Source organism: Terasakiella brassicae, from assembly GCF_014641495.1.
GTDB classification, from domain to species: domain Bacteria; phylum Pseudomonadota; class Alphaproteobacteria; order Rhodospirillales; family Terasakiellaceae; genus Terasakiella; species Terasakiella brassicae.
The window spans coordinates 22114-48168 of sequence record NZ_BMHV01000004.1 but is presented as its reverse complement, the minus strand read 5'-3'; the positions used below and the strand labels follow the sequence as shown (position 1 = coordinate 48168).

The window sequence follows — 26055 nt, the reverse complement described above, 5'->3', positions numbered from 1 at the left end:
AAACCCTAACCATTTTATGATAATCTACACTTTGAGTATATTATTATTCATATTTAAAATTTAAAATGGCAACACAGAACACCACACAACAGCGCACTCCAGCAACCGATATTACGGGAGAGGGAATAGACAGTCCTTCCCCGGAAGTTGCAGCTTTTGTCGAAGCTATTTTTGAGAATGCCATTGAAAACGGCGCATCCCCGCAAGAAGCCAGCAAACTTGCCTTACAAACGGCTTTAAGTTTTGGCAGTTCACCGGAACAAGCCAAATCTTTGGTCCTCACGGTTGCCCAAAATTTCTTTACCACACAACCCGGGGACTTTCTTAAAAACGCAGGTGCCTTTTTCGCGCCCAACGCCCCTTCGCAAGACACCCCAGCAGATGACGAACCTGCGACCCCACATCTTTTCAGGCCTGAAAAACCGGTCTTTTTTACAGAAAATGAGGCAGGTGATCCCTACCCCGTGACCGAGCCGCCACACCTACATGATTTAAAGGATCAACATGGCTTTGAGGCTATGCCTCCTGACGAAACGAGACTGATATCTTCAGAAAATTTTGACCAGACGGATCTTATCGCGCACGAGATTGAACTGACAGAAGGTATTCTGCCACCTTTGCGTCCAACGCCCCCTTTGCCGGAGGCACCAAAGCCGACAAACCCGCTTAATGATCCACCGCCGTCTCAAAATACATCCTCGCCTGTCACCGACACAAATGACACCGAGAACACCGATAATGACAGCGGCACCAACATCAGTGCCGCAACCCGCACATTTTTAACCGGAAGCAACAATGCAGATACACTGACGGGCAGTGAGTCTGACGATCTATTGTTGGGTGGGGCAGGCAATGACGAATTGGCAGGGGGAGATGGCAATGACAGATATCTGTTTTCGGTCGGTTTTGGGCAGGATACTGTCGCCGATAGCGCAGGCACAGCCGATAAAATCGAAGGTTTTACCATTGAAAATCTATCCAATGCCCTGCGCCAAGGCGATGACCTGATCCTTGATTTTTATTCCGGGGACACAATCACCCTCAAAAACCATTTTCAAACTGGTAGCGAGGTTGAAATCCTTGTTTCCGGCAATGACACTTTCGGATTAAGCGGGCAAACAAACGGGGTAAAAGGGCAAATTATCGCCGGGGTCAGTGGCACAAACGATACCATAAACGGCGCCACTGGCGATGATCGCCTATTTGGTGGTGATGGTGATGATAAGCTTCAGGGTCTAAGCGGCAATGACTTTCTCGATGGGGGCAGCGGTACTGACAATGCTGTCTTTAACGGAAACTTCAACGAATACACCGTCGCCGTTTTTAAAGATGGCTATCTTGTCACCGATACGGTTGCCAATCGCGATGGCACAACCACGCTTCAAAATATTGAAAATCTGGAATTTGCCGATCAAACACTGGCCCTTAAAGATGCAATTACGCAACCCGATTATGTCACAGGTGTTCTGTATGATGATCCCTATTCCCGTTGGAACGCCGATACATCCGTGGGTACATCTGTCAATCTGACCTACAGTTTCATGGACAGTCTACCTTCCTATTATGCGCCGGGGGAAGTCGATAGTTTCAGTGTCATGTCCAGCGCACAGGAAAACGCCGTGCGCAAAGCATTGGCCCAATTCAGCGAAATTACCAACATCACATTTACCGAAGTTGCCGATACGGGTGATGGCGGCCTTTTGCGTTTTGGCAACAGTAGCCAAAGCACATCTGCCGGGCAGGCCTATGCCCCCAGCGTGACCTACACCCACAATGGGGTGACATATCTGGCCAATGATAAATCCGGCGATGTCTTTATTGCCAACAATCAAACCTCCAACCAAACCCTAAGCGATGGCAGCCACGGTTATTACACACTGCTGCATGAAATTGGTCACGCAACCGGTCTGACCCATACATTTGAAGGCGACAATCAATTAACTTCGGCAACCGACAGCACGCAATATTCGGTTATGTCCTATACCAATCACCCCAAATCGCAAGTCGTGGATATAACCGGGGATTCCAGCAGTTACAGTTACAAGGCCTATAATTGGAACCCCGAAAGCTTGATGCTCTATGATGTTGCGACCTTGCAGCATTTATATGGAAGCAACACGACCACACGCACCGGGGATGACACTTATAGTTTTGATCCCAACGGGCGATTTATTGAAACGATTTGGGATGCGGGTGGCTCCGACACCCTTGATGCCAGCAATTTCACCCGCAACAATATCATTGATTTAACCCCGGGGTCCTTTAGTTCCATCGGCATTTACAATCCTGTCTCCGATCAGTTGCCCGATTGGTACGCAGGCATTTATCAACCGACTTACAGCGGCGAAGACAATGTTGCCATTGCCTATGGCACCTTTATTGAAAATGCCAAAGGGGGACTGGGCAATGATCAATTGATCGGGAATTTCCTGGACAATACCCTGTCCGGCGGGGACGGAGACGACACCCTGACAGGTCATGAAGGAAATGACCTGTTGGACGGTGGTTCCGGGAACGACATTTTCGTTTTTGCCAAGGCATCCGGCAACGATATCGTCACAGACAGTGGCGGAAACAATGACAGGATTTCAGGTTTCAGCATTGCAGATTTGTCTCAGGCCAGCCAAAACGGCAATGATCTGATTCTGGATTTCAAAACAGGGGACCGCATCACCCTGAAAAATCATTTCCTGACAAACAGTGAGATCGAAGTTTTTGCCTCCGGTTCCGATAATTTCAGCCTGACAGGGCAAACCTCAGGCGTTGTTGGACAAATCATTGCTGACCCATCTGCCAACACCGACCTGTTAAAAGGGGCAACCGGGCTGGATTACATCTTTGGCGCAGATGGTGATGATACCCTGCAAGGCGGAAGCGGTGCCGATGTTTTAAGCGGGGGTGCCGGAAGCGATACGTTTTATTTTGAACTTGGCGATGGTGACGACTCCATTCGGGATTTTTCCCACGGGATCGATCATATTCAAATCAAGGGGGATGATTTTTCCATTTCCACGGTCACTTTTGAAACCATCAATACGGTTTATGACGGCACCAACGCCACCTCCACAAATGCCACGATTATTCGCGACAGTAACAACGATATTTATGTGGACAACAACGGGCAAACCGCCGGGGGATATTCCCATATCGCCAATATTGAAAACGGTGTCGACGTCGATGAAAATGATTTTACGATCATTTAAGACTATCTATTCCAACCGATACACCACATAAACTTGAAGGCAATTTTCGTTTGAATTAAAACAATCAAACGACCAGTGGCAAGAAGCTAACTAATAAAATGATAAAAATCATTCACTATGCCTTCTTTATTTGTTTCAGCTTTGCCTTTCCAAGTGCGAGTTCGGTTGTGTACGCCCAAAACGATGTTGTCAAGCTCGCAACTTTTTCCTATCCACCGCTTCTCCACAACAGTCAAAATGGCGAATTCTCGGGCACAGTGGGGGAGACAATCACCTATATGTGTGAATTGGCCGCAATGGATTGCCAAGTTGAAATCCTGCCGTTCAAGCGGGCGTATCAAAAGCTGGAAAATAAGCTCGTCGATGGGTTAATCACCATAAAAGTCGATCAATTTGAAAAATGTTGTGCCCATACCAATTGGGAAACACCGTGGATTGCCGGCTTTTTCTCTCATAATCCCATTGAGGAAATTCCCAAACGGCCCGAGGAAATTCTTGGTCAACGCCTGATCACCGTGGCGGGTATGCGTTCCCCTTACGAATTTATGCCTGAACTGGATGAATGGAGCGAGCAAAAGAAAGTCACCCTGTTTTCCGCCAATAATACCTATACGGCCACCCGTATGTTTTTAAATAAACGGGCCGATTACTTATGGGGATCAGAAGATTTCTATTGGTATTTCAACAAACAAACCACTGATATGGATTTTACATTTTTACCCTTGGTCGTGCGTCCGATTGTCATTTGGATACAAAAAGACCGACCGGATATTCTGGCCCGTTTCAACGCTGTTTACGAACAACTGCTGACAACGCAAACGCTGGATCATAAAAAATTATTGATCCCTGAACTTATGGATATCCGCTATCGGGATGCCACCTTTGATCATCCCTAAACGGGTACAACGGCCTCATAAATTAACCAACTTGAATATAATGCAATTATAAAATAAAATTAAAAAATGTTTTTCCACATATTTGGCAAAGATGCACAAACAACGCAACATATACCCTTTGGTTTTATTTTTATTGGGCATCATTTGCACAAGCCCCCCTTCATTTGCGCAAAATGAAGCTATAAAACTCGCAACTTTTGAATACCCCCCCTTATTTCACAGTACAAAAGACGGAAAATTTTCAGGGACGATTGGTGAAACGGTTGCTTACATGTGTGAGCAATCCCAGATCACATGCCATATCGAAGCCTTACCCTATAAACGGGCTTATCAAAAGCTTTTCAACAATCAAGTCGATGGCTTAATCACAATTGATGTGAAAACATTCCAAGATTGTTGTCTCGCAAGTGATTGGCACACCCCTTGGATTGCCGGTTTTTTCTCAGAAAAACCTCTGAACGAAATCCCAAGTTCACCCGATCAGGTTTTGGGAAAAACCCTCATCACGGTTGCAGGTATGAAATCACCCTACGAATTCATGCCCGATCTTACCCAATGGGCAAAAGACAAAAAAGTCGGTCTTTTTAGTGCAAATAATATTTTCACAGCAACACGCATGTTCATCAACAACCGGGCCGACTTATTGTGGGGTTCTGAAGAATTTACATGGTATTTTGAAAAACAACACGCACAAAATCGATTCAATTTCCGTCCCCTTCTGACCTACGCCACTATTATATGGGTCCGTAAAGATCGCCCGGATATTCTCAACAAACTGAATGCTGGCTATGCCCTTATGCAAAAAAACGGGGCGTTGAATGAAAAAAATATCCTCCTCAATGAGGAATTGATGAAGGCCCGCTACGTGGACGCCCCCTTCAATTACAAATGATCCGGTCATACAAAATTGTTATCGCTGACAATACCGTTCAAATAAACATCGCGGATTTCCAAAAGGACGGAGCGACACTGGGACCTATTTTCCGGCACGCCCAAACAAATCCGAACTCCATTTGGATGATGCGGCATCAGGGCAAAAACATCACTGGGCACAACACGAATAGCACGCGCACGCAACGCTGCAACAAAATCGCGCGCAGGCATATGTTCAGGCAACGACAGCCAGGCATGAAAACCGTCCCGGTCCGTTCTGATATCGCCTTCGGGAAACACCGCCTGTAAAATATCCTGACGGCCATGTGCCTCGTGACAAATCGCTTGTGTAATAAGCTCAGCACATCCGCTTTTTATCAATTGTAGTGCAATGGCTTTTGCCGGCGCAGACACCATCATGGCACTGGATCGCATCACCATCGACAGTGCCGAGAAATATTTTATATCCGGCACCGTCAAAAACGAGATCCGAACCCCGCTGGATACACATTTTGCCAACCCTGCAATATGAAAACTGCGTTCCGGGGCAAAAGACGACAAAACCGGGATATCCCGGCTTGAAATAAATCCATAGGCATCGTCTTCAACAATCAATACATCAAATTCACGCGCAATCGCAGCAATTTCTTTGCGTCTGTCATATGACCAAGTGACACAGGTCGGATTGTGCATTGTCGGTGTGCAATACAGCATCCGCACACGATTTTCACGACAAGCCGCTCTAAAATCATCCGGGCACAAACCATCCTCGTCCATTTCCAGACCAAGGCAGTCAATATTCATCCGCTGACACAAGGATTTAAAACCGGGGTAAACCAGTTGCTCACAACAGACCTTATCTTCTGGTTTCACCAAATACATCATCAGAGCCAATAAGGCACTTTGCGTCCCCGGACAGATCATAACCCGTTCCGCTGTTGCCCCCTCATAGCGCCGAGAAACCCATGTGGCAGCCTGTTCTCGTTCCGCAGACGATCCGACAAAATCGTGATATCCGAACAAAGCTTGTGTTGATAACCGGGCAACCGCCTTGGACATTTCGCGTTTCATGCGGGCAATCAAGGCCGTATCATCGGGCAAGGGGGGAATATTCATCCCCATATCAATTTCACGAAAACCGACACCACCTTGCATAGTCGGTCCCGGATGCACCCCCGCACGTACAAAGGTTCCTTTGCCAACTTGCGCATACACCAAAGAACGCGCAACCGCCTGCTTGTATGCCCTTGAAACGGTTGTGAAATCCACCCCGATTTTTTGTGCGAGAAGGCGTTGCGGCGGCAACTTTTCCCCGGCTTGCAACCGACCTGACAAAATATCGCTTTCCAACGCTTCTACGATTGCCAGATAAACAGGCAGGGTCGGGTCCAGTTGATGCGGACTCCAAAAAGACGGGGATATTTCGACCATATGCAACTCTCTTTCCAGACATCTCTTCCGATATATAAGTTTTTCCATATACAGACGGCAAAGACTGGTGTTTCCATTTTAAAATAACAATTTGTATGCATCCTAATTTACATACAAATACATATATTGCGATCAAAAAATTGAAATTGAATGGATTGTGTGCTTTTGCCTATCCCTCAAGTTTGAATGAATATCGTGGAATGAACAATGCAACCCATGTCACCTAACTCCCTTTCCGCCGATACAGAAGCCGCACGCGGAGACCTTTATGCCAGTCGACAAAAAATCCATCCAAAGGCCGTCAAAGGGTTCTACCGATCCTTAAAAAACGCAACCTTGTGGGGGTTTCTTGTCTTGTATCATTTCACGCCTCTTCTGCCGTGGGCACGTGAAGGGGACAAACCCGATCAGGCCATCTTGTTCGATATACCGGGTGAACGCATTTACTTGTTTAATCTTGAGATCTGGCCGCAGGATATTTACATCCTCAGCGCCTTGATGATTATTGCCGCCATCGGTCTTTTTGTCTCCGCCACCTTGATTGGACGCGCATGGTGCGGATTTGCCTGTTTTCAAACCGTTTGGACCGACCTTTTTATGAAGGTCGAAGCATGGATCGAGGGCGACCGTAACGCCCGCATCCGGATGGACAAGGCGCCAAACAGCATGAACAAAACCATCAAACGCATTGCAAAACACTCCGTCTGGCTTGCAATCTCATGCTTTTTCGCCTTGTCCTTTCTCTGGTACTTTCACGATCCATTGACAATCACTAAAGATCTGTTTCAGGCTAATCTTACGGGCTGGACACTGGCAACATTTGCAACAATGGCAGGCATGACCTACATGATGGCAGGGTTTGCCCGCGAGCAAGTTTGTTTTTACATGTGTCCATACGGGCGTTTTCAAGGCGTCATGTTTGATGATCACAGCAAGGTCATTACCTATCAGGACTGGCGGGGCGAAGGGCGCGCCAAACCGGGCAAAAGCCGGGATTTTTCAGATCGGGGCCATTGCGTTGATTGTTCCTTGTGCGTACAGGCCTGCCCGACCGGGATCGATATTCGCGACGGGCAACAAATGGAATGTATTGGTTGCGGTTTATGTATAGATGCCTGCGATACCGTCATGCAAAAATTCAACCTTCCCACCAGCCTGATTACCTACGACTCGGCCTATAACATCCAGCAGGCATCCAAAGGAGAGGCGACACAAAACCCGTTGCTACGCCCACGTGTAGTGGTCTATATCGCCATCTTACTGACCACCATTATCGCCGCAATCGTCAGTATAAACATGCGGGCTGAAACAACTGTTTCAATCCTGCGCGACCGCGCCCCTTTCTTTGTCAAGCTCAGTTCCGGGCAGATCCAAAACGCCTATACCATTCGATTGATTAACAAATCCACACAGGATAGAAACTACACCTTACATCTGATCGGTCTGGCAAATCCGACAGTACGTATCATCGGGCAAAAGGACGATAAACTTCACCTAAAAGCCGGTGAGGTCGGGACTTTCCGCATGATTGTCAAAAGTGATCTTCCGGATAATGCACAGGCTCGCCTGCCCATTCATGTCCAATTTGCGGACCCCGAAAAAAACGATATTCAGATTGCAGAAACCTTGTTCATCGGCCCTCAACATTAACCAAAATAAAAGGGGAAGAAACTCCGGTCTCCTCCCCTTTTGATAAAAACAATTGCTTCACATAAAATAAACTTGAAACAAGTGTTGCAAATCTAAAAACTTGTCGCTACTCTTATGAAGATCACACTCAAAGGTGTCCTTCAATGACGTATGACGAGCTTCTAAAACGCATTAACGAAAGCTACCAGAATATGAGCCCACAGGTTCAACTGGCGGCACGTTACGTCATTGATAATGCCGAGGATGTCGCCCTTGTATCCATGCGACAACTTGCCAAGGAAGCCAACGTCCATCCGACAACCATGGTACGCTTGGGACAATTTTTGGGGTTTGAAGGATTCAACGACATGCGTGATCTTTTTCAACATCGCTTGCGCCTGTCCCCGGAAGATTATGTCGGACGTGCACGCGGTTTGCAACGCCAAGCCGGGCATGCCTTTGAATTGATCGAGGAAATCGAAGAAACATCCAAGAAAAACATTCACCGTACCCTGCACGCGATCGGCGCAGATATTTTGGACGAAACGGCTGATTTTTTGCTCAGCGCCAAACGCATTTATGTCATGGGCATGCGCATTTCCTTTCCGGTTGCCTTTGCCTTTTACTATGCCTATTCCATGTTTCGCGCCAACGCGCACTTGATTGATGGCAAGGCGGGCATTGCCGCAGACACCTTGCGCGATATCGGCCCCGGTGATGTGCTGTTTGCCATTTCCAACACACCTTTCAGCCGTGAAACCGTTCAGGCGGCACAATATGCCCGCAAAAAAGGCGCAACGATTGTGGCGATTTCCGATACGGAAATTTCACCCATTGTCGGTCCCGGTGATCGTAATCTTATGATCCGCAATGTCTCACCCACATTTTTTCCTTCTGCCAGCGCCAGTATTGCGCTGGTGGAAAGCCTCATCGCCATTATGATTTCAAAAGGTGGCGAAGAACTGGTTGAAACTGTCGCCCAAAGTAAAGAACAGCTCGATCAATTTGATGCCTATTGGGAAGACCAACCCTGATAGCCCCCCTTCCACCCTACGATAAGGATGACAAGCGATGGCCACACATGTCTTTCATCGCAGTTTAAAAAGCAAACTCCCCCTCGCCGTTCGCGGTGACGGCCCTTATATTATCGACGAAAACGGCAAACGATATCTGGACGCGTCCGGTGGTGCCGCTGTTTCCTGCCTTGGTCACAGTAACGAGGCGGTTCGCGCCGCCATTCATGCCCAGGTCGATCAACTGGCCTACGCCCACACCGGCTTTTTTTCCTCCAAACCCGCAGAAGACCTTGCCGATTTTCTCATTGCCCGCGCACCGGGCAATATGGAAGCCGCCTATTTCGTTTCCGGCGGGTCCGAGGCCGTGGAAACCGCCCTTAAGATGGCGCGCCAGTATTTTCTGGAAATAGGACAACCCGAACGCAAACATTTTATCGCACGCGGGCAAAGCTATCACGGCAATACGCTTGGTGCATTATCTGTGGGCGGTAACCAATGGCGCAAAAAACAGTTTGCCCCCTTGCTGGTTGAACAGGGCCGTGTCTCCCCCTGTTATCCTTATCGGGACCAAAAGGCACAGGAAAGTGAAGAAGAGTATGCCACCCGTCTTGCCGATGAACTGGAAAACGAAATCAATCGTCTCGGGGCTGAAAATATCATCGGATTTGTTGCGGAAACCGTTTCCGGGGCCACATTGGGCGCACAAACCGGGGTAAAAACCTACTTCCAAAAAATCCGCGACATTTGTGATCATTACGACATCCTGCTGATCCTTGACGAAGTCATGTGCGGCATGGGACGGACCGGCAGTTTGTTTGCTTATGAACAGGAAGGCATCGTTCCCGATATTGTCACCATTGCCAAAGGATTGGGCGGCGGATATCAACCGATCGGGGCAGCCCTAGTTTCAGACAAAATCTATCGCGCTTTTCAACAAGGTTCCGGCGTTTTTATGAACGGGCATACTTACCTTGGGCATCCTATCGCTTGCGCAGCCGCCTTGGCCGTTCAGAAAGAAATCGAAAAACACAACCTGATCGACAATGTTCAAAAAATGGGGGACCTCTTGGATAAAAAACTCCATGAGGCCTTCGACAACCATCCGCACGTTGGCGACATTCGTGGACGTGGCCTGTTCCGCGCTGTCGAATTTGTGGAAGATAAAAAGACCAAGACCCCATTTGATCCGGCGTTTTCTTTAAATACAAAACTCAAAAAAACGGCAATGGATTTGGGGATGATTTGCTACCCCAATGGCGGCACCATTGACGGGCGACTTGGCGACCATGTCCTGCTTGCCCCGCCCTTCATTGCAGATGAAGCCTTGATTGACGAAATTGTGTCACGCCTGACGCGTGCCCTTAACCGTGTCACCGGGCGGGAATAGACTTATGAAAAACGATATGATGTTATGCGTCGCCCCCAATGGGGCACGCCTTGGTAAAGCCGATCACCCCGCCTTGCCCATCACCCCGGACGAACTGGCCGATTGCGCCGAAGAGTGCGCAAAAGCCGGGGCCGCAATGATCCACCTGCATGTGCGTGATTCTAATGAACGACATGTTTTAGATGCAGGACGTTATAAGGATGCCATACGTGCGATTCGCAATCGCATGGGCGATAATATTGTTATTCAGGTCACAACAGAGGCGGTCGGACAATATCAAGCCGAACAACAGCGCGATATGGTCCAGTCCCTCAAGCCCGAAGCCGTTTCCTTGAGCTTGCGCGAACTTCTGCCAGAAGGCGCAGATGAGCAAACATTTGCTAAGTTTTGGCAGTGGATGAGCAATGAAAGAATCTGGCCGCAGATTATCCTTTACGATGAAAATGACATTCAACGTTTTCTGACCTTGCGCAACACAGGTATTTTTGGACAAAGTCACCTTTCCATCCTCATCGTTCTAGGGCGTTACGGACAACAACTGGCCAAACCACAAGACCTCCTTGATCCTTATCACCTGATCAAAGATCAACCCGATCTGGATTGGAGTGTCTGCGCGTTTGGCCAGCATGAAAATGCCTGTATCTCTATGGCGGCAGCCCTTGGCGGTCATGGTAGAATCGGATTTGAAAACAACCGCTTACTGGCAGATGGGTCCACAGCCCCCAACAATGGGGAACTGGTCGCACAAGCCGCCCTCAGCGCCCGGTTGACAGGACGCGAACCGATGCGTGCCACCACTTTACGATCCTTGCGTATCAAAAGACCAAATGGAGAATAAAAAAATATTTTTCAAAGAGATGTTGAAATATTTGTTTTGATAGTCATTTGAAAGAAACAAGTGTTGCAGTTCCATTTCAACTATGCTTAGGTATTACCATTAATGATTAAAAAAGCAAAAATGCTTTTCGTCCGGTTAGGGCAATAAACAACCAAAGTCATACTGGAACGGCATAACCAAACGCCATTTCAGGGAAAGGCCTGTGAAAACAGGCATAAGTCAGGATTCATATCCGAAACGGGAGAGTTAAATATGATCTTTAAAAAAGCCTTTGTTGCAACAGCGGCAATTATCGGTTTCGCTGCTGCCTCTATGGGGGTTGCTCAGGCAGAACAAAAATTCATCACAATCGGTACAGGTGGCGTAACCGGTGTTTACTATCCGACCGGCGGTGCGATTTGCCGTCTGGTGAACAAGGATCGTAAAGCTCATGGTATCCGTTGTTCCGCAGAATCCACAGGCGGTTCTGTTTATAACATCAACACCATTCGTGCTGGTGAGCTGGACATGGGCGTTGCCCAGTCCGATTGGCAATACCATGCTTATCACGGCACAAGCAAATTCGAAGAGTCTGGTCCGTTTAAAGAATTACGTGCTGTTTTCTCTGTCCACCCGGAACCGTTCACGGTTATCGCGCGCGCAGATAGCGGTATTAAAAACTTTATGGACCTCAAAGGTAAACGCGTAAACATCGGCAACCCCGGTTCCGGTCAACGCGGCACTATGGAAGTTTTGATGAAAGCACTGGGCTGGACCAAAGACGATTTCGCCTTGGCATCCGAGTTGAAAGCGGCTGAACAGTCCAAAGCCTTGTGTGACAACAAAATTGATGCCATGATTTACACTGTTGGTCACCCTAATGGCTCCATCAAAGAAGCCACAACATCTTGTGACAGTGTTGTCGTAACGGTTGACGGCCCTGTTGTTGAAAAACTGGTTGCTGACAATGACTACTACCGTGTTGCCACTATTCCGGCCGGTATGTATCGCGGCAACCCGGAAGATACCAAAACATTTGGTGTCGGCGCGACATTCGTTTCTTCCACAAATACACCGGCAGACACTGTTTATCAGGTTGTTAAAGCTGTGTTCGAAAACTTCGATCAGTTCCAAAAATTCCACCCGGCATTTGCGAACCTGAAAAAAGAAGAAATGATCAAAGATGGCCTGTCCGCACCGTTGCATGACGGCGCAGCCAAATACTACAAAGAAGCTGGTCTTCTGAAGTAAGTATATGCTTTGAATGCGAACAAAAAGGGGGAGCTTGTGTGCAAGCTCCCCCTTTTTCCATCTACATACGCGCAGATCATTTTGACGCAAAGGAGTATTCGCGATGGGTCAAAATACGGAAAGTAAAAACACGGCTATGAGTGCCGAAGAACTGGTCGCCGAAGCCGATACCGGCGGGCGCCGTCCTTTCGGACTTGCCGGACAAATTCTATTATTCACCGCCCTCGGTTGGTCGATTTTTCAAGTGTGGTATGCTTCACCACTGCCCTTTATTTTCGGGGTTGGGGTTCTCAATGATACCGAAGCCCGCGCCATCCATTTGGCGATTGCCGTCTTTTTATCTTTTACCTCTTTTCCCGCAACCAAACATTCCCCCAAGTCTTATATTCCCATCCAAGACTGGGCCATGTCCTTGATCGGTGCCTTTTGCGCCGCTTATTTATTCCTTTTCTACAATCAACTGGCGGACCGTCCCGGCAATCCGACGCAATTCGATGTCATTGTCGGTGTTGTCGGTATGATCCTGTTGCTCGAAGCCACTCGACGCGCCTTGGGCCCACCCTTGATGGTCGTGGCGGGTGTCTTTTTGACATATACTTTTGCTGGACCCTACATGCCGGATGTTATTGCCCACCAAGGGGCCTCCCTCAACAAAGGGATGTCGCACTACTGGCTGACAACCGAAGGTGTGTTTGGCGTTGCTCTTGGGGTTTCGACCTCAATGGTCTTTCTGTTTGTCCTGTTCGGCGCCCTTTTGGAACAAGCCGGTGCCGGTAATTATTTTATCCGCGTGGCCTTTGCCCTGATGGGACATATGCGCGGTGGACCGGCCAAGGCCGCAGTGGTTTCCTCTGCCATGACCGGTATGATTTCGGGTTCCTCCATCGCCAACGTTGTGACCACCGGCACCTTCACCATCCCCTTAATGAAAAAAGTCGGATTTTCGGCTGAAAAGGCCGGTGCGGTCGAAGTCGCCTCCAGTACCAATGGTCAATTAACCCCACCGATCATGGGGGCTGCGGCCTTCCTGATTGTGGAATATACTGGCGTTCCTTTTATTGATGTCATTAAACATGCGTTCTTACCTGCGGTTATTTCCTATATCGCCTTGGTCTATATTGTGCATCTTGAGGCGATGAAAGCCAACATGCAAGGCTTGCCTCGCATCCATAAAATCGGCCTGAAAGGCAGCTTAATCGGTGCCCTCAGTATCTTTATCATTTTAGGTGGGTTGATCTGGATTATGCCGCCCTTGCTGGGATGGGTCAAAGTCATGGCCGGGGACGCAACAGGTTGGGTGGTTGCCCTTGGATTGGCAGTTATCTATATCGCTTTGGTCAAATTTGCCGCACGTTACCCGGAACTGGATACAACACCGGAAATTAACGAACTTCCCCCCGTTGGCCCGACCGTCAAAGTCGGCTTGTACTTCCTGTTACCTGTTGTGGTTCTGGTCTGGTGTTTAACGGTTGAACGTATGTCACCGGGATTATCGGCCTTTTGGGCAACCGTCTTTATGATGTTTGTCGTTATCACACAACGTCCGTTGATGGCATATTTCCGTAACAAGGGCGACGATGTCCAGACGGCCTATAAAACCGGTCTGTCCGATTTGTTCAATGGCATGGTTTCCGGTGCGCGCAATATGATCGGGATCGGTGTGGCAACAGCCGCTGCCGGGATCGTGGTGGGCACTGTCACCCTGACCGGGATCGGCCTTGTCATGACAGAATTTATCGAACTGATTTCGGGCGGTTCTGTTATGTTGATGTTGATCTTCACTGCCATTATCAGCTTGATCCTTGGCATGGGTTTACCGACAACCGCCAACTATATTGTTGTGTCTTCTTTAATGGCACCGGTGATTGTGGCATTGGGGGCGCAAAGCGGTCTTATTGTTCCATTAATTGCGGTTCATTTGTTCGTCTTTTATTTCGGCATCTTAGCCGATGATACGCCCCCTGTCGGGTTGGCGGCTTTTGCCGCAGCAGCCATTTCACAAGGTGATCCCATTCGAACGGGCTTGCAGGGCTTCATGTATGATATCCGAACGGCGATTTTGCCCTTTATGTTCATCTTCAACACAGAATTGTTGATGATCGGGATAACCGGGCCTATCCATCTCATATCGGTGATTGTCGTCGCCGTCATCGCGATGCTTAGCTTTGCGGCCGCAACACAAGGCTATTTCCTTGTGAGAAGCAAGATCTGGGAAACGGCAGCCCTGTTGCTCATTGCCTTCACATTGTTCCGTCCTGCCTTCTGGCTGGATATGATCATCCCGCCTTATGAAGAACGTCCGGGTACGGAATTAATGAGCTTGGCGGAAGGGGTCAAAGACGGTGGAAGCCTGACCATTCAAATCAATGGCATCGACCTGCAAGGAAACGATGTTTCCAAAGCTGTCATGATCCCGATGGGACCAAAAGCCAGCGGCACGGATCGTCTGAATTTTGCAGGCATTGAACTGCGCAATGAAGACGGCAAAGCCATTGTCGACAATGTCATGTTTGACAGTCCGGCGGCCAAGTTGGGCGTTGATTTCGATTTTGAAATCAGTGGCGTTCAGGTGGAAACAGACCGACCGACCAAGCAAATCATGTTTATCCCTGCATTTGTGCTGCTGGGGCTTGTGATTCTGGCGCAACGTGCGCGCCGTCGAAAAGAAGTCCCTTCATCCGCAGCCCGCGCACAAGGAGCGTAAAATGTATAAAGATATCCTTCTCCCCATCGATTTGGCAGAACCGAGTTCCTGGCACAAAACACTGCCAAGCGCCATTGAAATGTGCAAAACTTTCAACAGTAAACTTCATGTGATGAGCGTGGTGCCGGACTTCGGCAGCTCGCTCGTCGGATCTTTTTTCCCAAAAGGTTTTGAAGCCAAAGCACTGGAAGAAACAAAGAAAATCTTAAAGCAATTTGTGACGGACAACATTCCAGACGGGATCGAAGTCCAGCGCATCATTGCAAACGGAACTGTCTATGATGAAATTTTGCGGGTATGTCATGAGGTTGATATTGACCTGATTATCATGTCCGCCCATCGCCCCAAACTCGAAGACTACCTGCTTGGCCCCAACTCCGCACGGGTTGTACGCCATGCCAAATGTTCCGTCTTTGTCGTTCGCGATTAAGAAACAGGTAGCCATCAAAAAAGCCCATTGCATCCTGTGCAATGGGCTTTTTCTTTGTTCATACTTCAGATTTTAGGCAGCGCTTTGGGCAGATTTTGCAGCCGCCTTACGACCCGCTTCAAAAGCTTTATCGTTTAGTTCGGCCAGTTCGGGTTTTTTCTGGCGGAAACGTTCCACGATAATGTCTTTCAAAACCTGCGCATCAAACGGCAAATGTTCAGAAATCGCCCCCATTAAAATGGTATTGACCAAACGCATTTCCCCCAGTTCGCGGGCGATTTCACCGGCGTCAAAATCATAGACTTCCACCCCGTTTTTACGCATTTCTTCCACAGGGTTATCTGGATATTCAAACAGACCGACATTGACCACAGGCGGTTTGATACGCGATGTATTAACCATCGCAACACCACCCTTTTTCAAATGTTTGGCCCACCGCATCGCTTCTGCCGGTTCAAACCCGACGAGAATATCGGCTTCGCCTTTCGGGATTGCAGGCGAAAGTACTTTTTCACCAAAACGCACATGCGATGTGACAACACCACCGCGTTGCGCCATACCGGCAACCTCGGTCTTTTTCACGTCGAACCCTAATTGAATGGCAGCCATAGACAGGACTTCAGACGCCGTCATCACCCCTTGCCCACCAATGCCGCAAACGAGGATATTGGTCAGTTCCGCATTATTGGACATTTTTGGCTACCTCCAGAAAGCTAACGGGTTTAATGACATCGGGACCACAGGTACTGACACATAGATTACAGCCTGTACAAGCGGTTGTTTCAATCTCGACATAGGCTTTTTCGACCTCTTTCCCGGATTTGCGCGTTTCGGTTTCACGCCGCGTTACGATAATCGCCGGACAACCTGTGCTCAGACAATTGGCACAGCCCGTACAGCCATCAATCACTTTCAAAGGATTTTGACGTTTAAAGCGCGTGGTCAACACGCAGGGCTGATCGGTAATAATAACAGAGGGTTCGTTCTGATTAATTTCTTCCTTAATCGCCTTGAACATGGTCGGCATTTCATAAGGATTGACCCGGCGGACACGGTCTGGATTAACCCCAAGGGCCACAACGATTTTTTCAAAATCAGCACGCGGCGCTTCATTACCATGAATATCAAACCCGGTTCCGGCATGTTCCTGCCCGCCCGTCATACCTGTTGTGCGGTTATCCAGCAACATCACGGTGACGTTCCCGCGATTATAAATCACATCCAATAATGGTTGCATGCCCATATGCAGGAAGGTTGAATCCCCGATCACCGCCACAACAGGCTTGTCTTTATCTTCGTCAGACGCGCCGAGCGTCATGCCCAGTGCCATAGAAATAGACGCCCCCATACAGGTGGTCGTATCCAGTGCTTTCCAAGGGTGCCCAGCCCCTAACGTATAACAACCGATATCACCTGCAATGCGGATTTTCTTATGCAGTTTGGACAAGCAGTAATAAGGCGATAAATGCGGACAGGCCACACACATGGTCGGCGGACGTGGGAAAACAGGTAAATCAGGGTCGGCAAGATCATCCACGTTCTCGCCATATAATTCGCGAATGGGCTTGTCCAAAATCAGCGGGCTGAGCTCGCCCGTTTTTGGCAGGATATCCTTGCCATGTACAGCCACACCTGCGGCCTTCAATTCCGTTTCCACCAACGGTTCAGTTTCTTCAACCACAACCAGTTTGTCCACTGTTTCCCCGAACGCGCGGATTGCCTCAATCGGCACCGGGTAAGACATGCCCATTTTAAAAACAGGCGCATCAGGGAAGGCTTCCTTGACATGCAGATAAGCCGGACCCGAGGTCACAAACCCGATGCGTTTATCACTACCGTCTTCAACGCGGTTTAGATCGCATTCATTGACATAGGCTTTCAGGATCACATCGCGTGAACCTTGTTTCTTCAACAGTTCCTTGGCATGGGTCGGCACCATGACCCATTTGGTCGGATCATCCAAAAATCCTTTATGTTCATAGGCTTGACGTTCCCCGACAGTCACAAGCCCCTTCACATGACAGACACGTGTTGTCATACGGATGATGACGGGAATGCCGAACTTTTCAGAAAGCTCATAGGCGCGGATAGCCATTTCATAGGCTTCTTGGGAATCACAGGGTTCTAAAATCGGCAAATGGGCAAAACGGCCCCAAAAACGTGTGTCCTGTTCATTCTGCGATGACGATAACCCGACATCATCGGCAACAGCAATCACCAGCCCCCCATTTACCCCGGCCAATGTTTGTGACATCAGCGCATCAGAGGCCACATTAACGCCAACATGTTTCATCGCACAGAAAGATCGTGCCCCGACAACACAGGCCCCGATGGCAACTTCCAGAGAAACTTTTTCATTCACCGACCATTGGGCATGAATGTCTGGATAGAGGGCTAGATTTTCCAGTATTTCGGTAGACGGCGTCCCCGGATAGGCCGTTGCGACCTGAACACCGGCTTCCCAGACACCCCGTGCTAGGGCTTCGTTACCGGACAACAGATGTCTGCTGTCGGCGATGGCTTTAACAATTGCGTTCACGTTTTTGCACCTGACTCTTTTTAAATTCCTCACGAAAAGAAGCGCGTCTAGCGCACCCCCTCGCGAGGCAAGATACGATAAAAACGTCATTTTTCGCAATTTTTTTGTAATTTTATTTACATAAAACATTTGATAACGAACAAATAAAACAAAGCGTTACAAATTAAGCCATTATTCCCACGTTGATGTTACATATTTTGGAATGATTACATTTCGTCACATATGCAACTACTTTCATTGCGCATACAAAATGAGCAGATATAATCCCGAAATAGGTCATCTCTCCTTACCGATTCTGACGTTACTTCAACGCCCCTTCCCAGAAACCGACAGAATATAAATCTTAAGAAAATATTTGATAATAATTATCAGTTGCACTATTAAAGAAGGGAGAGTTCCCAATATAAGGATATGCCATGCCCTCTTCATATGACCGCCACACAATCTCGCTCAGTGATACAATGGCATTGCGCATTTTACGCGCTTGCCCACGTGCCGCTGCTTCGATGAATATGGCCCCGCAGGAATGTAAATTGTTATGTGAATTCCGCCTTGAACTGGCAAAAAACAGCCGCACCGCATTGGAACTCTCCCATATGAATACGCCCTGTATTTCCAGCCATGAGCGGTGCATCCTTAATGGATTGGCGGCCGTTCAAAATAACAGACCGGATCGATTTTTACATATTTTGGAATGGCTGGTGCCTGTTTGGGCGCGCGCGACAGTACAGAAAAAATTCCAAGTGATTGCACACCTATTAAGCATTCATAATATTCATTTGAGTCTACCCACCTTGCCGTCCCCCACCCCATGCGAAACGGTGGAGCTTCGTGCCATTAACGGATAGATTTGGCGAATTGAAAACTTTCTCCATAACGCCGATAGAGGCGTTCCCCCAGCAAGAAGAGCAAGATCCCTCCATAGATCAAGGGTTCCCGCACATCGGCTTTGACCAACAGATAGAAATGGACAACACCCATAATGGCAATGGGATAGACAAGTTTATGCAGTTTCTTCCAACGCGCCCCACCCAGTTTGCGCACCATGATTTTCGGGGACGTCACCGCCAAGGGGATCAATAATAAAAGGGCCGTCATCCCAATGGTGATATAAGGGCGTTTGACAATATCTTTCCAAATGGTCGCCCAGTCAAAGAAATGATCAATGCCGATATAAACCGCCAGATGTAAGAAAGCATAGAAAAAGGCAAAAAGACCGATCATTCGACGATAACGCATTACCCATGCCCAGCCCATCAGGCGGCGCACGGTGCTGATCGCCAAACCCAGCAATAAAAACCGCAAGGTCCAATCCCCGAGATCACGCAGGATGGTTTCAATCGGATTGGCCCCCAATGTGCCCGTAAAAATGCCATAGACCAACCAGAACGCTGGAAGCAGACACACTAGAAAGACAAACGGTTTGATCGGTATTTTTCTTTTTCCTGCCATTAGAAATTCTTCCTCAAATCCATGCCTTTATAAAGATCGGCGACTTCTTCCGCATACCCATTAAAGGCCAGTGTCGGACGGCGGAAAAATTCACCGATGCGGCGTTCCTTGGCTTGTGTCCAGCGCGGATGATCCACATCCGGGTTGACGTTGGCATAAAAGCCATACTCACTGGGTGCCTGTTGCATCCATGTGGATGTCGGCATTTTATCGACAAAGCGAATACGCACGATGGATTTAATGCTTTTGAACCCATACTTCCACGGCACAACCAGACGGATCGGCGCGCCATTTTGCGGGGGCAACTCTTCGCCAAAAATCCCGGTGGCCAGCAATGTCAGCGGATGCATAGCTTCATCCATACGCAAACCTTCAGTATAGGGCCACGCAATGATCGGATATTTCTGCCCCGGAAACTGTTTCGGATCAAAAAGCGTGGTAAATTCCACATATTTGGCTTCGGTTTTGGGATCAAACTTTTTCAACAGACTGGCCAATTCCACACCCACCCACGGGATAACCATAGACCATGCTTCGACGCAGCGCATGCGATAGATGCGTTCTTCCTGTTGATATTGCCCCATCAGGTCTTCAATACCAATTTCACCGGGGTTGTTGCATAAACCGTCTACCTTAATGGTCCAAGGCTTGGGCTGAAAATCACCGGAGTTATCCAAAGGATCGCCCTTGCCCGTGCCAAATTCATAAAAATTGTTGTAACTGGTGACGTCATCATATTTGTTTAGCTTTTCATCGGTACTGAACGGGCTTTTGATGATGCCTTCGATCTTTTGCGGCAAATAAGCCTGTGCCGATGTTGGCAAAATCGCCGCAGCACTCAGCGCCAGTGTCGCTTTTAAAAAATCGCGTCGCTTCAGGTAGGCGGCTTTGGATGTAATCTCAAAAGACTTTGGGTCACTTGCAATCGTGTGTTTAATCAACATATCAGCACTCACATAAATCGTTACCGGTTTCTTATAGTAATATGGTAATGATTTGCGCGCGCCCCACATTAAATAACAATTTCGTGAGCACCTGATGAGCATCGAAGACCGTTTAACCGAATTGGAAATACGCATCACCCATCAAGACAGTACAATTGATGAGTTGAACAAAACGGTTTTTGAACAATGGCAGACTATTGAAAAACTGACCAAGGAACTGCTATCCATGAAGGATCGGGTCAAGGCTGTTGCCCCCAGTGAAATTGACGATGCCCCTTATATTCCGCCACATTATTAAGGATTAAGGATATAAAAAATGATCAAATATAAGCTGCAATGTGATCAAGGCCATGTGTTTGAAGACTGGTTTGCCAGTTCATCCAAATTTGATGACATGAGCGAAAAAGGCGAACATAGCTGCCCGGAATGTGGGTCCAGCCACGTCAAAAAAACCATTATGGCCCCAAGTGTATCCACCGCGCCACAGGCTCCGTCCTGTGCCTCTGCGCCGATGTGTTCCAATATGGGTTGTCCGGCGATGCAAGGTTAAAGCCATGACAAAAACCAGCCGTTTATGGATCGTATTGGCCGGATTAATGGGGGCCGAAGCCGTTATTGCCGGGGCACTGTCTGCGCATGCGGGCTTATCCGAACAGGCTGTGTTATGGGTGGATAAGGCGGTTAGTTATGAATTTTGGCACGCCCTTGCCCTTTTGGCTGTGGCCCTTTTGTCTTTACGCGAAAATTCCCGTCTTCTCACCTTATCCGGTGTACTGTTCACCGCAGGTGTGGCCTTGTTCTGCGGTACGCTTTACATGAAGGGATTTTGGGAGATTACCCCCTTCCCCATGTCGGCCCCACTGGGTGGATTTTGCTTGATTGGCGGTTGGTGTGTGCTGGCTTTTTACGGGTTCAAAGCCAAAAACTGATCATCCCAGATCAAAACGATGTTCATAACGAATAGTCATGGACACACCGCCATAACCGTTTGGGCTTAAAGCCTTGACGGCCTCGCGCGGTAACGGAATGCCTACTTTTTTGGAATAAAGAACCATCGCAGCCACAGTCGTCGCATGATCAAACACTTTGCGCGATACATCATCATCAATCGCCGTTGAGACCTTGGCAACAATACTGAAGTCATCGCCCCCCATGACTTTGACGGCAGACACATTTGTTTGATTGCCACTGACACCTTCTTTTCGACCATGAAAAAAGGCCAGCGCATTGCGCAATTCGATATCGGTATATTCAATGCGTCTGATCTCGACCGGCATTTTTCTTTTTATTCCAAACAGATTTCGCCTGCGCGTTTATATAGCGCAGAGTTTCCAACAAAGAAACATACAATTTCAGGTTTCAATCAAACCGAACGGATCATCAGGGTTAGAATATTCCCTTCCAACTTCAGCGCTTTTTTCGCACTGCGTGGCACCGGCAACTTGTGATCCTGACAAAAAACCAGCAAGACCGTAATCATTTCACGCGCGGGCAGCCCGACATGGGCATCTTTATCTTCACCAAAATAAAGAACAATTCGCCCACCCCCTTCTTCTGCAATCGAATGAATGGGCCGCTTGGGCACCTTGCGTCCCGTCCGGTTGGCATAAGCAATCAATGCTGCTTTGACCTCTTCCAGACTGAAACCTATTTTTCGGATCTCAGTTGCCATGATCCGCCCCCGAAACCGTCATTCTAATGCGCTTCTTCCCAATTGTGTCCGGTGCCGATATCCACCACCAACGGCACATCCAGATCAACAGCACTTTCCATAACGCTACGTAAAACCTCCGCCGTTTTTTCTTGCTCTTGCGGCGTGACCTCCAGCACCAGTTCATCATGGACTTGCAACAAGATTTTGGCGGACAAACCGGCATCGTGCAACGCACCGGGTAAGCGGATCATCGCACGTTTAATAATATCGGCGGCCCCGCCCTGAATGGGGGCGTTAATGGCAGCGCGTTCCCCATAGGCACGGCGCGCCCCGTTTTTATCATTAATACCAGGGACAAAACATTTCCGCCCCAAGAACGTGGTCACATAGCCATATTCACGGGCTTCTTCCTTGGCATCATCCATAAATTTGCGAATGCCGGGATATTGTTCGAAATAGGCCTGAATATATTCTTTGGCCTCCTCATTACCAATACCCAACTGTTTTGCCAAACCATATTGGGATTGCCCATAGATAATGCCGAAATTAATAGCCTTTGCATTGCGCCGGACCATCGGGTCCATCCCTTCCACCGGTACACCAAAGACCTGTGACGCGGTCAAAGCATGGATATCCACACCGTTTTGAAAGGCGTCTTTCAAGGTGTCGATTTTGGCAACATGGGCAAGCAGGCGCAATTCGATTTGCGAGTAATCCGCTGCCATCAAAATCTTGCCTTCATCAGCAATAAAGGCATGGCGAATGCGACGGCCTTCTTCCGTACGGATCGGAATGTTTTGCAGGTTCGGATCAGATGAACTGAGGCGCCCGGTCGAAGTCACCGCCTGCTGGAACGAGGTATGCACCCGCCCGGTTTTGGCATTAACCTGTGCAATCAAGGCATCGGCATAAGTGCTTTTTAATTTCGATAACTGGCGCCATTGCAGCACTTTGGCGGGTAATTCATGTCCTGCGTCCACCAGTTTTTCCAAAACCCCGACCCCGGTTTGATAGGCACCTGTTTTGCCTTTTTTCCCACCGGGAAGCTCCAGATCATCAAACAGAACCTCACCGAGTTGCTTGGGCGACCCGATGTTAAATGCGCGCCCGGCCAGTTCGTGGATTTTAATTTCCAATTGCGCCATACGGCCTGCAAATTCTTCACTCACCCCGCGCAATTCCTGCACATCAACCCGGATACCGTTTTGTTCCATCATCGTCAAAACGGGGATCAACGGGCGTTCCATCGTTTCATATAACGTCACATTTTTTTGTGCCGCCAATTGCGGTTTGAAAATCTTGTGCAAACGTAATGTGATGTCGGCATCTTCTGCGGCGTAATCAAGGGCTTTATCCAGTTCGACCAAATCAAAGGTAATCTGGTTTTTCCCGGTGCCACAGACATCTTTAAACGCAATGGGTTTCAGACCGAGATGAAGCTCGGACAATTCATCCATCCCATGACCATGCATGGCCCCTTCATTGATGTATGACAGAACCATCGTGTCATCGATTGGGGTCACATTGATCCCGCCATTATCCGGGTTCGATAAAACCAGCATATCGTATTTGATATTCTGCCCGACTTTTAAAACGGCCTCATCTTCCAACAGGCTTTTCAGCAATTCAACCGCCCGATCAAACGGTACTTGTTGCGGGGTACTTGCATCGCCTTCATCATCGCCAAACAAAGACGTTTGCGCGGCTTGTCCTGATTTATGACGCAAGGGGATATAACAGGCCTTGCCAACCTCGTATGATAAAGACACCCCCACAAGATTAGCCGACATGGCATTTAAAGAATCGGTTTCCGTATCGACCGCAACCGTCCCACACAAACGCGCACCTTCGACCCAGCGCGACAAGGTGGCCTCATCCTGCACTAACTCATATGCGGTTTCTTTCGGACTTAGGCTTGCCATATTGGGTAAAGCCACTTCGCCACTTGCGCGTTCCTGCGTTTGCCCGTCTTCATCCATGCTCAGTTCCACACCGAACTTGGCCGCAATACGCGGGATCAAAGATTTAAACGATTGTTCTTCAAAAAAGGCGATGAGTTTATCTGCATCGATCTGGCGTGTTGCAAAATCTGCCAATTTTTGTTCAACCGGGACATCCTGACACAAAGTCACCAACTGCTTGGAAATACGTGCCATTTCCGCCTGTTCGATCAGGCGTTCGCGGCGTTTGGTCTGTTTGATTTCGCCAGCGCGTTCCAACAAAGTTTCCAGATCACCATATTCATTGATCAACTGCGCCGCTGTTTTCGGGCCAATCCCTGCAACACCGGGTACATTATCCGAACTATCGCCCGCCAAGGCCTGAACATCCACAACCCTGTCCGGGCCAACCCCGAATTTTTCCACCACTTCATCATGGGTGATGATGCGGTTTTTCATCGTGTCCATCATGGAAATATTATCATCGACAAGCTGCATCAAGTCTTTATCGATAGACACGATCGTCACTTGCGCGCCCATTGCGGATGCTTGCTTGGCATAAGTCGCAATCAGGTCATCGGCTTCGTAACCTTCCATTTCCACACTGGCGACATTAAAAGCTTTTACGGCTTCACGGACCAAGGCAAATTGCGGGATCAAGTCATCGGGTGGTGGTGGACGGTGCGCTTTATATTCCCCGTAGATATCGTTCCTGAATGTTTTACGCGCCGTATCAAACACCACGGCCACATGGTCTGCATCCGTATCGCCCAACAGCTTCATCAACATGGAACAAAAACCGTAAACAGCCCCAACCGGGGTCCCGTCAGCACGGCTCATCGGGTTGCGCATATTGGCGAAATATGCACGAAAAATAAAGCTGGACCCGTCAATGAGATAAACGTGTTCCGGCTTGGCCTGTGGTGTCACTTGATCAGTCATACTCCAGACTATAGCGTCCAATTTACAGAGAGCAAGAGAGCTTGTTGATCCGGATGGCGTTTTTCACCATAGATGAAAAATCATCATATATTTATGAATATGAAATTCTAGTTTGGTATTTTAATCATCCCCATAAAGAAGGGGGCAGTCCTCACGTTTTGCCGCTGCACAGTTGAAGAAATTAACAATATGGCGGGCATGTTTGCGTGAACGTCGATCAACACAGCGATTATAACTTGCAACCGCTTGCAAATATAACGCGGTCATATCCCGACAATTTTCAACATCCACCAGACGCGGTTTATAACGCAAATCAAACAGGCAATCCGGGATATCCGGATTTTCACACTTATAGGAAGTGACCATTTTCATACGCACATCGTCTTTGGCGTCTGCCTTTGCTGACGACTGTGCATTCATATCCGGCATAGATAGCAACGGTCCGTTCTCTTTTTCAGCAGGTTGATTGGCGCTCATATCCGGTTTTTCAATGTCCTTTATCAGTTTTTCCCAACTGGTTTGCGCCATTGCAGGTGAAACAGCCAGCATGAATAAGGCAAGTGATAAAATGAACCCGCGCATAACGCCCCCTTAAAAATATCAAATAAAACACAAAGACACTTTTAAGTTTATAGACGCAAATTGCAAGCAACAAAAAAGGATTCCCACTCTTGACGGGAATCCTTTTCAGCATAAATCAGTTATTCAAAAACGTGTCTTAGTGACCGTGCAGGGACACGCCTTCTTTTAACTTATAATGTTTGGAGCAATACGGACAAACGACTTCGTAGCCGTGTTCCTGTTTCAAGCTCAAGAATACACGCGGGTGGCCCGCAGCGCCGCCGTCACCATCACAAGCAACGGATGCAGTTTCAACCTCGATGATTTCTTCAGGCTTCATAATGCCCCCTAAAAACATTGTCATAAACTAAACTGAATGATACCGA

General features: G+C 48.3%; 24 protein-coding genes. 14 read left to right on the top strand and 10 right to left on the bottom strand.

Annotation, left to right across the window (positions count from 1 at the left end; translation table 11 throughout):
* Positions 1-65: 65 nt before the first annotated feature.
* The 3 genes from IEW74_RS03405 to IEW74_RS03395 all read left to right on the top strand — a co-directional run bounded on the left by IEW74_RS03405 (position 66) and on the right by IEW74_RS03395 (position 4991).
* Positions 66-3203: a M10 family metallopeptidase C-terminal domain-containing protein gene (locus IEW74_RS03405; protein ID WP_188661597.1), complete on the top strand. Its 3138-nt coding sequence runs from the start codon at positions 66-68 to the stop codon at positions 3201-3203.
* A 98-nt stretch (positions 3204-3301) separates the two neighbouring features.
* On the top strand, positions 3302-4099 hold the full coding sequence (locus tag IEW74_RS03400; protein WP_188661595.1) for a substrate-binding periplasmic protein: 798 nt from the start codon (positions 3302-3304) through the stop codon (positions 4097-4099).
* Positions 4100-4370: 271 nt separating this feature from the next.
* Positions 4371-4991, top strand: coding sequence for a transporter substrate-binding domain-containing protein (locus IEW74_RS03395; protein ID WP_229734222.1), 621 nt, complete (start codon positions 4371-4373; stop codon positions 4989-4991).
* A gap of 5 nt (positions 4992-4996) precedes the next feature.
* Here the strand turns inward: IEW74_RS03395 and IEW74_RS03390 are convergent, their stop codons facing one another.
* Complete coding sequence (locus tag IEW74_RS03390; RefSeq protein WP_188661591.1) at positions 4997-6403, bottom strand: aminotransferase-like domain-containing protein; 1407 nt, start codon at positions 6401-6403, stop codon at positions 4997-4999.
* 207 nt (positions 6404-6610) lie between these two features.
* On the opposite strand from IEW74_RS03390, the gene ccoG reads away from it, so the two are divergent.
* The 7 genes from ccoG (at position 6611) to IEW74_RS03355 (ending at position 15637) form a co-directional block, all read left to right on the top strand.
* Entirely contained in the window at positions 6611-8053 is a 1443-nt protein-coding gene (gene ccoG, locus IEW74_RS03385; RefSeq protein WP_188661589.1) for a cytochrome c oxidase accessory protein CcoG, read from the top strand.
* 143 nt (positions 8054-8196) lie between these two features.
* Positions 8197-9066, top strand: coding sequence for a MurR/RpiR family transcriptional regulator (locus tag IEW74_RS03380; protein ID WP_188661587.1), 870 nt, complete (start codon positions 8197-8199; stop codon positions 9064-9066).
* A gap of 37 nt (positions 9067-9103) precedes the next feature.
* Positions 9104-10435, top strand: coding sequence for an aspartate aminotransferase family protein (locus IEW74_RS03375; RefSeq protein WP_188661586.1), 1332 nt, complete (start codon positions 9104-9106; stop codon positions 10433-10435).
* Positions 10436-10439: 4 nt separating this feature from the next.
* A complete protein-coding gene (locus IEW74_RS03370) occupies positions 10440-11273 on the top strand; it encodes a beta-keto acid cleavage family enzyme (protein WP_188661584.1) in 834 nt (277 codons plus the stop codon).
* A gap of 252 nt (positions 11274-11525) precedes the next feature.
* Positions 11526-12503, top strand: coding sequence for a TAXI family TRAP transporter solute-binding subunit (locus IEW74_RS03365; RefSeq protein WP_188661582.1), 978 nt, complete (start codon positions 11526-11528; stop codon positions 12501-12503).
* Positions 12504-12606: 103 nt separating this feature from the next.
* Positions 12607-15207 (top strand): TRAP transporter permease, encoded by a 2601-nt coding sequence (locus IEW74_RS03360; RefSeq protein WP_188661580.1) that lies wholly within the window; start codon positions 12607-12609, stop codon positions 15205-15207.
* A 1-nt stretch (position 15208) separates the two neighbouring features.
* A complete protein-coding gene (locus IEW74_RS03355) occupies positions 15209-15637 on the top strand; it encodes a universal stress protein (protein ID WP_188661578.1) in 429 nt (142 codons plus the stop codon).
* A 72-nt stretch (positions 15638-15709) separates the two neighbouring features.
* Here IEW74_RS03355 and IEW74_RS03350 read toward each other — a convergent pair whose 3' ends face one another.
* A complete protein-coding gene (locus IEW74_RS03350; RefSeq protein WP_188661576.1) occupies positions 15710-16330 on the bottom strand; it encodes an indolepyruvate oxidoreductase subunit beta in 621 nt (206 codons plus the stop codon).
* Complete coding sequence (locus IEW74_RS03345; protein WP_229734221.1) at positions 16320-18176, bottom strand: thiamine pyrophosphate-dependent enzyme; 1857 nt, start codon at positions 18174-18176, stop codon at positions 16320-16322. The genes IEW74_RS03350 and IEW74_RS03345 overlap by 11 nt, the downstream gene beginning before the upstream one ends.
* Before the next feature lie 416 nt (positions 18177-18592).
* On the opposite strand from IEW74_RS03345, the gene IEW74_RS03340 reads away from it, so the two are divergent.
* Complete coding sequence (locus tag IEW74_RS03340) at positions 18593-19024, top strand: hypothetical protein (protein ID WP_188661572.1); 432 nt, start codon at positions 18593-18595, stop codon at positions 19022-19024.
* On the opposite strand, the gene msrQ is transcribed toward IEW74_RS03340, so the two are convergent.
* Positions 19014-19628 (bottom strand): protein-methionine-sulfoxide reductase heme-binding subunit MsrQ, encoded by a 615-nt coding sequence (gene msrQ, locus IEW74_RS03335; protein WP_188661570.1) that lies wholly within the window; start codon positions 19626-19628, stop codon positions 19014-19016. The genes IEW74_RS03340 and msrQ overlap by 11 nt on opposite strands.
* A complete protein-coding gene (gene msrP, locus IEW74_RS03330; protein WP_188661567.1) occupies positions 19628-20572 on the bottom strand; it encodes a protein-methionine-sulfoxide reductase catalytic subunit MsrP in 945 nt (314 codons plus the stop codon). Before msrP ends, msrQ begins: the two co-directional genes overlap by 1 nt.
* Before the next feature lie 94 nt (positions 20573-20666).
* On the opposite strand from msrP, the gene IEW74_RS03325 reads away from it, so the two are divergent.
* The 3 genes from IEW74_RS03325 to IEW74_RS03315 are packed head-to-tail and all read left to right on the top strand — an operon-like array spanning position 20667 to position 21501.
* On the top strand, positions 20667-20870 hold the full coding sequence (locus IEW74_RS03325) for a SlyX family protein (RefSeq protein WP_188661565.1): 204 nt from the start codon (positions 20667-20669) through the stop codon (positions 20868-20870).
* Between the two features lie 18 nt (positions 20871-20888).
* The gene (locus IEW74_RS03320) at positions 20889-21122 is read left to right on the top strand and encodes a DUF1178 family protein (protein WP_188661563.1); all 234 of its coding nucleotides are present in this window, start codon (positions 20889-20891) and stop codon (positions 21120-21122) included.
* A gap of 4 nt (positions 21123-21126) precedes the next feature.
* Entirely contained in the window at positions 21127-21501 is a 375-nt protein-coding gene (locus IEW74_RS03315; RefSeq protein ID WP_188661561.1) for a DUF423 domain-containing protein, read from the top strand.
* Here IEW74_RS03315 and IEW74_RS03310 read toward each other — a convergent pair whose 3' ends face one another.
* From IEW74_RS03310 to IEW74_RS03290, 5 genes are all read right to left on the bottom strand, one after another.
* Entirely contained in the window at positions 21502-21849 is a 348-nt protein-coding gene (locus tag IEW74_RS03310; protein ID WP_188661559.1) for a hypothetical protein, read from the bottom strand.
* 86 nt (positions 21850-21935) lie between these two features.
* A complete protein-coding gene (locus IEW74_RS03305; protein WP_188661558.1) occupies positions 21936-22244 on the bottom strand; it encodes a hypothetical protein in 309 nt (102 codons plus the stop codon).
* Between the two features lie 23 nt (positions 22245-22267).
* Complete coding sequence (gene polA / locus IEW74_RS03300) at positions 22268-25108, bottom strand: DNA polymerase I (protein WP_188661555.1); 2841 nt, start codon at positions 25106-25108, stop codon at positions 22268-22270.
* Between the two features lie 120 nt (positions 25109-25228).
* Complete coding sequence (locus tag IEW74_RS03295) at positions 25229-25690, bottom strand: hypothetical protein (protein WP_188661553.1); 462 nt, start codon at positions 25688-25690, stop codon at positions 25229-25231.
* Between the two features lie 136 nt (positions 25691-25826).
* Positions 25827-26009, bottom strand: coding sequence for a zinc-finger domain-containing protein (locus IEW74_RS03290; RefSeq protein ID WP_188661552.1), 183 nt, complete (start codon positions 26007-26009; stop codon positions 25827-25829).
* Between the last annotated feature and the right edge of the window lie 46 nt (positions 26010-26055).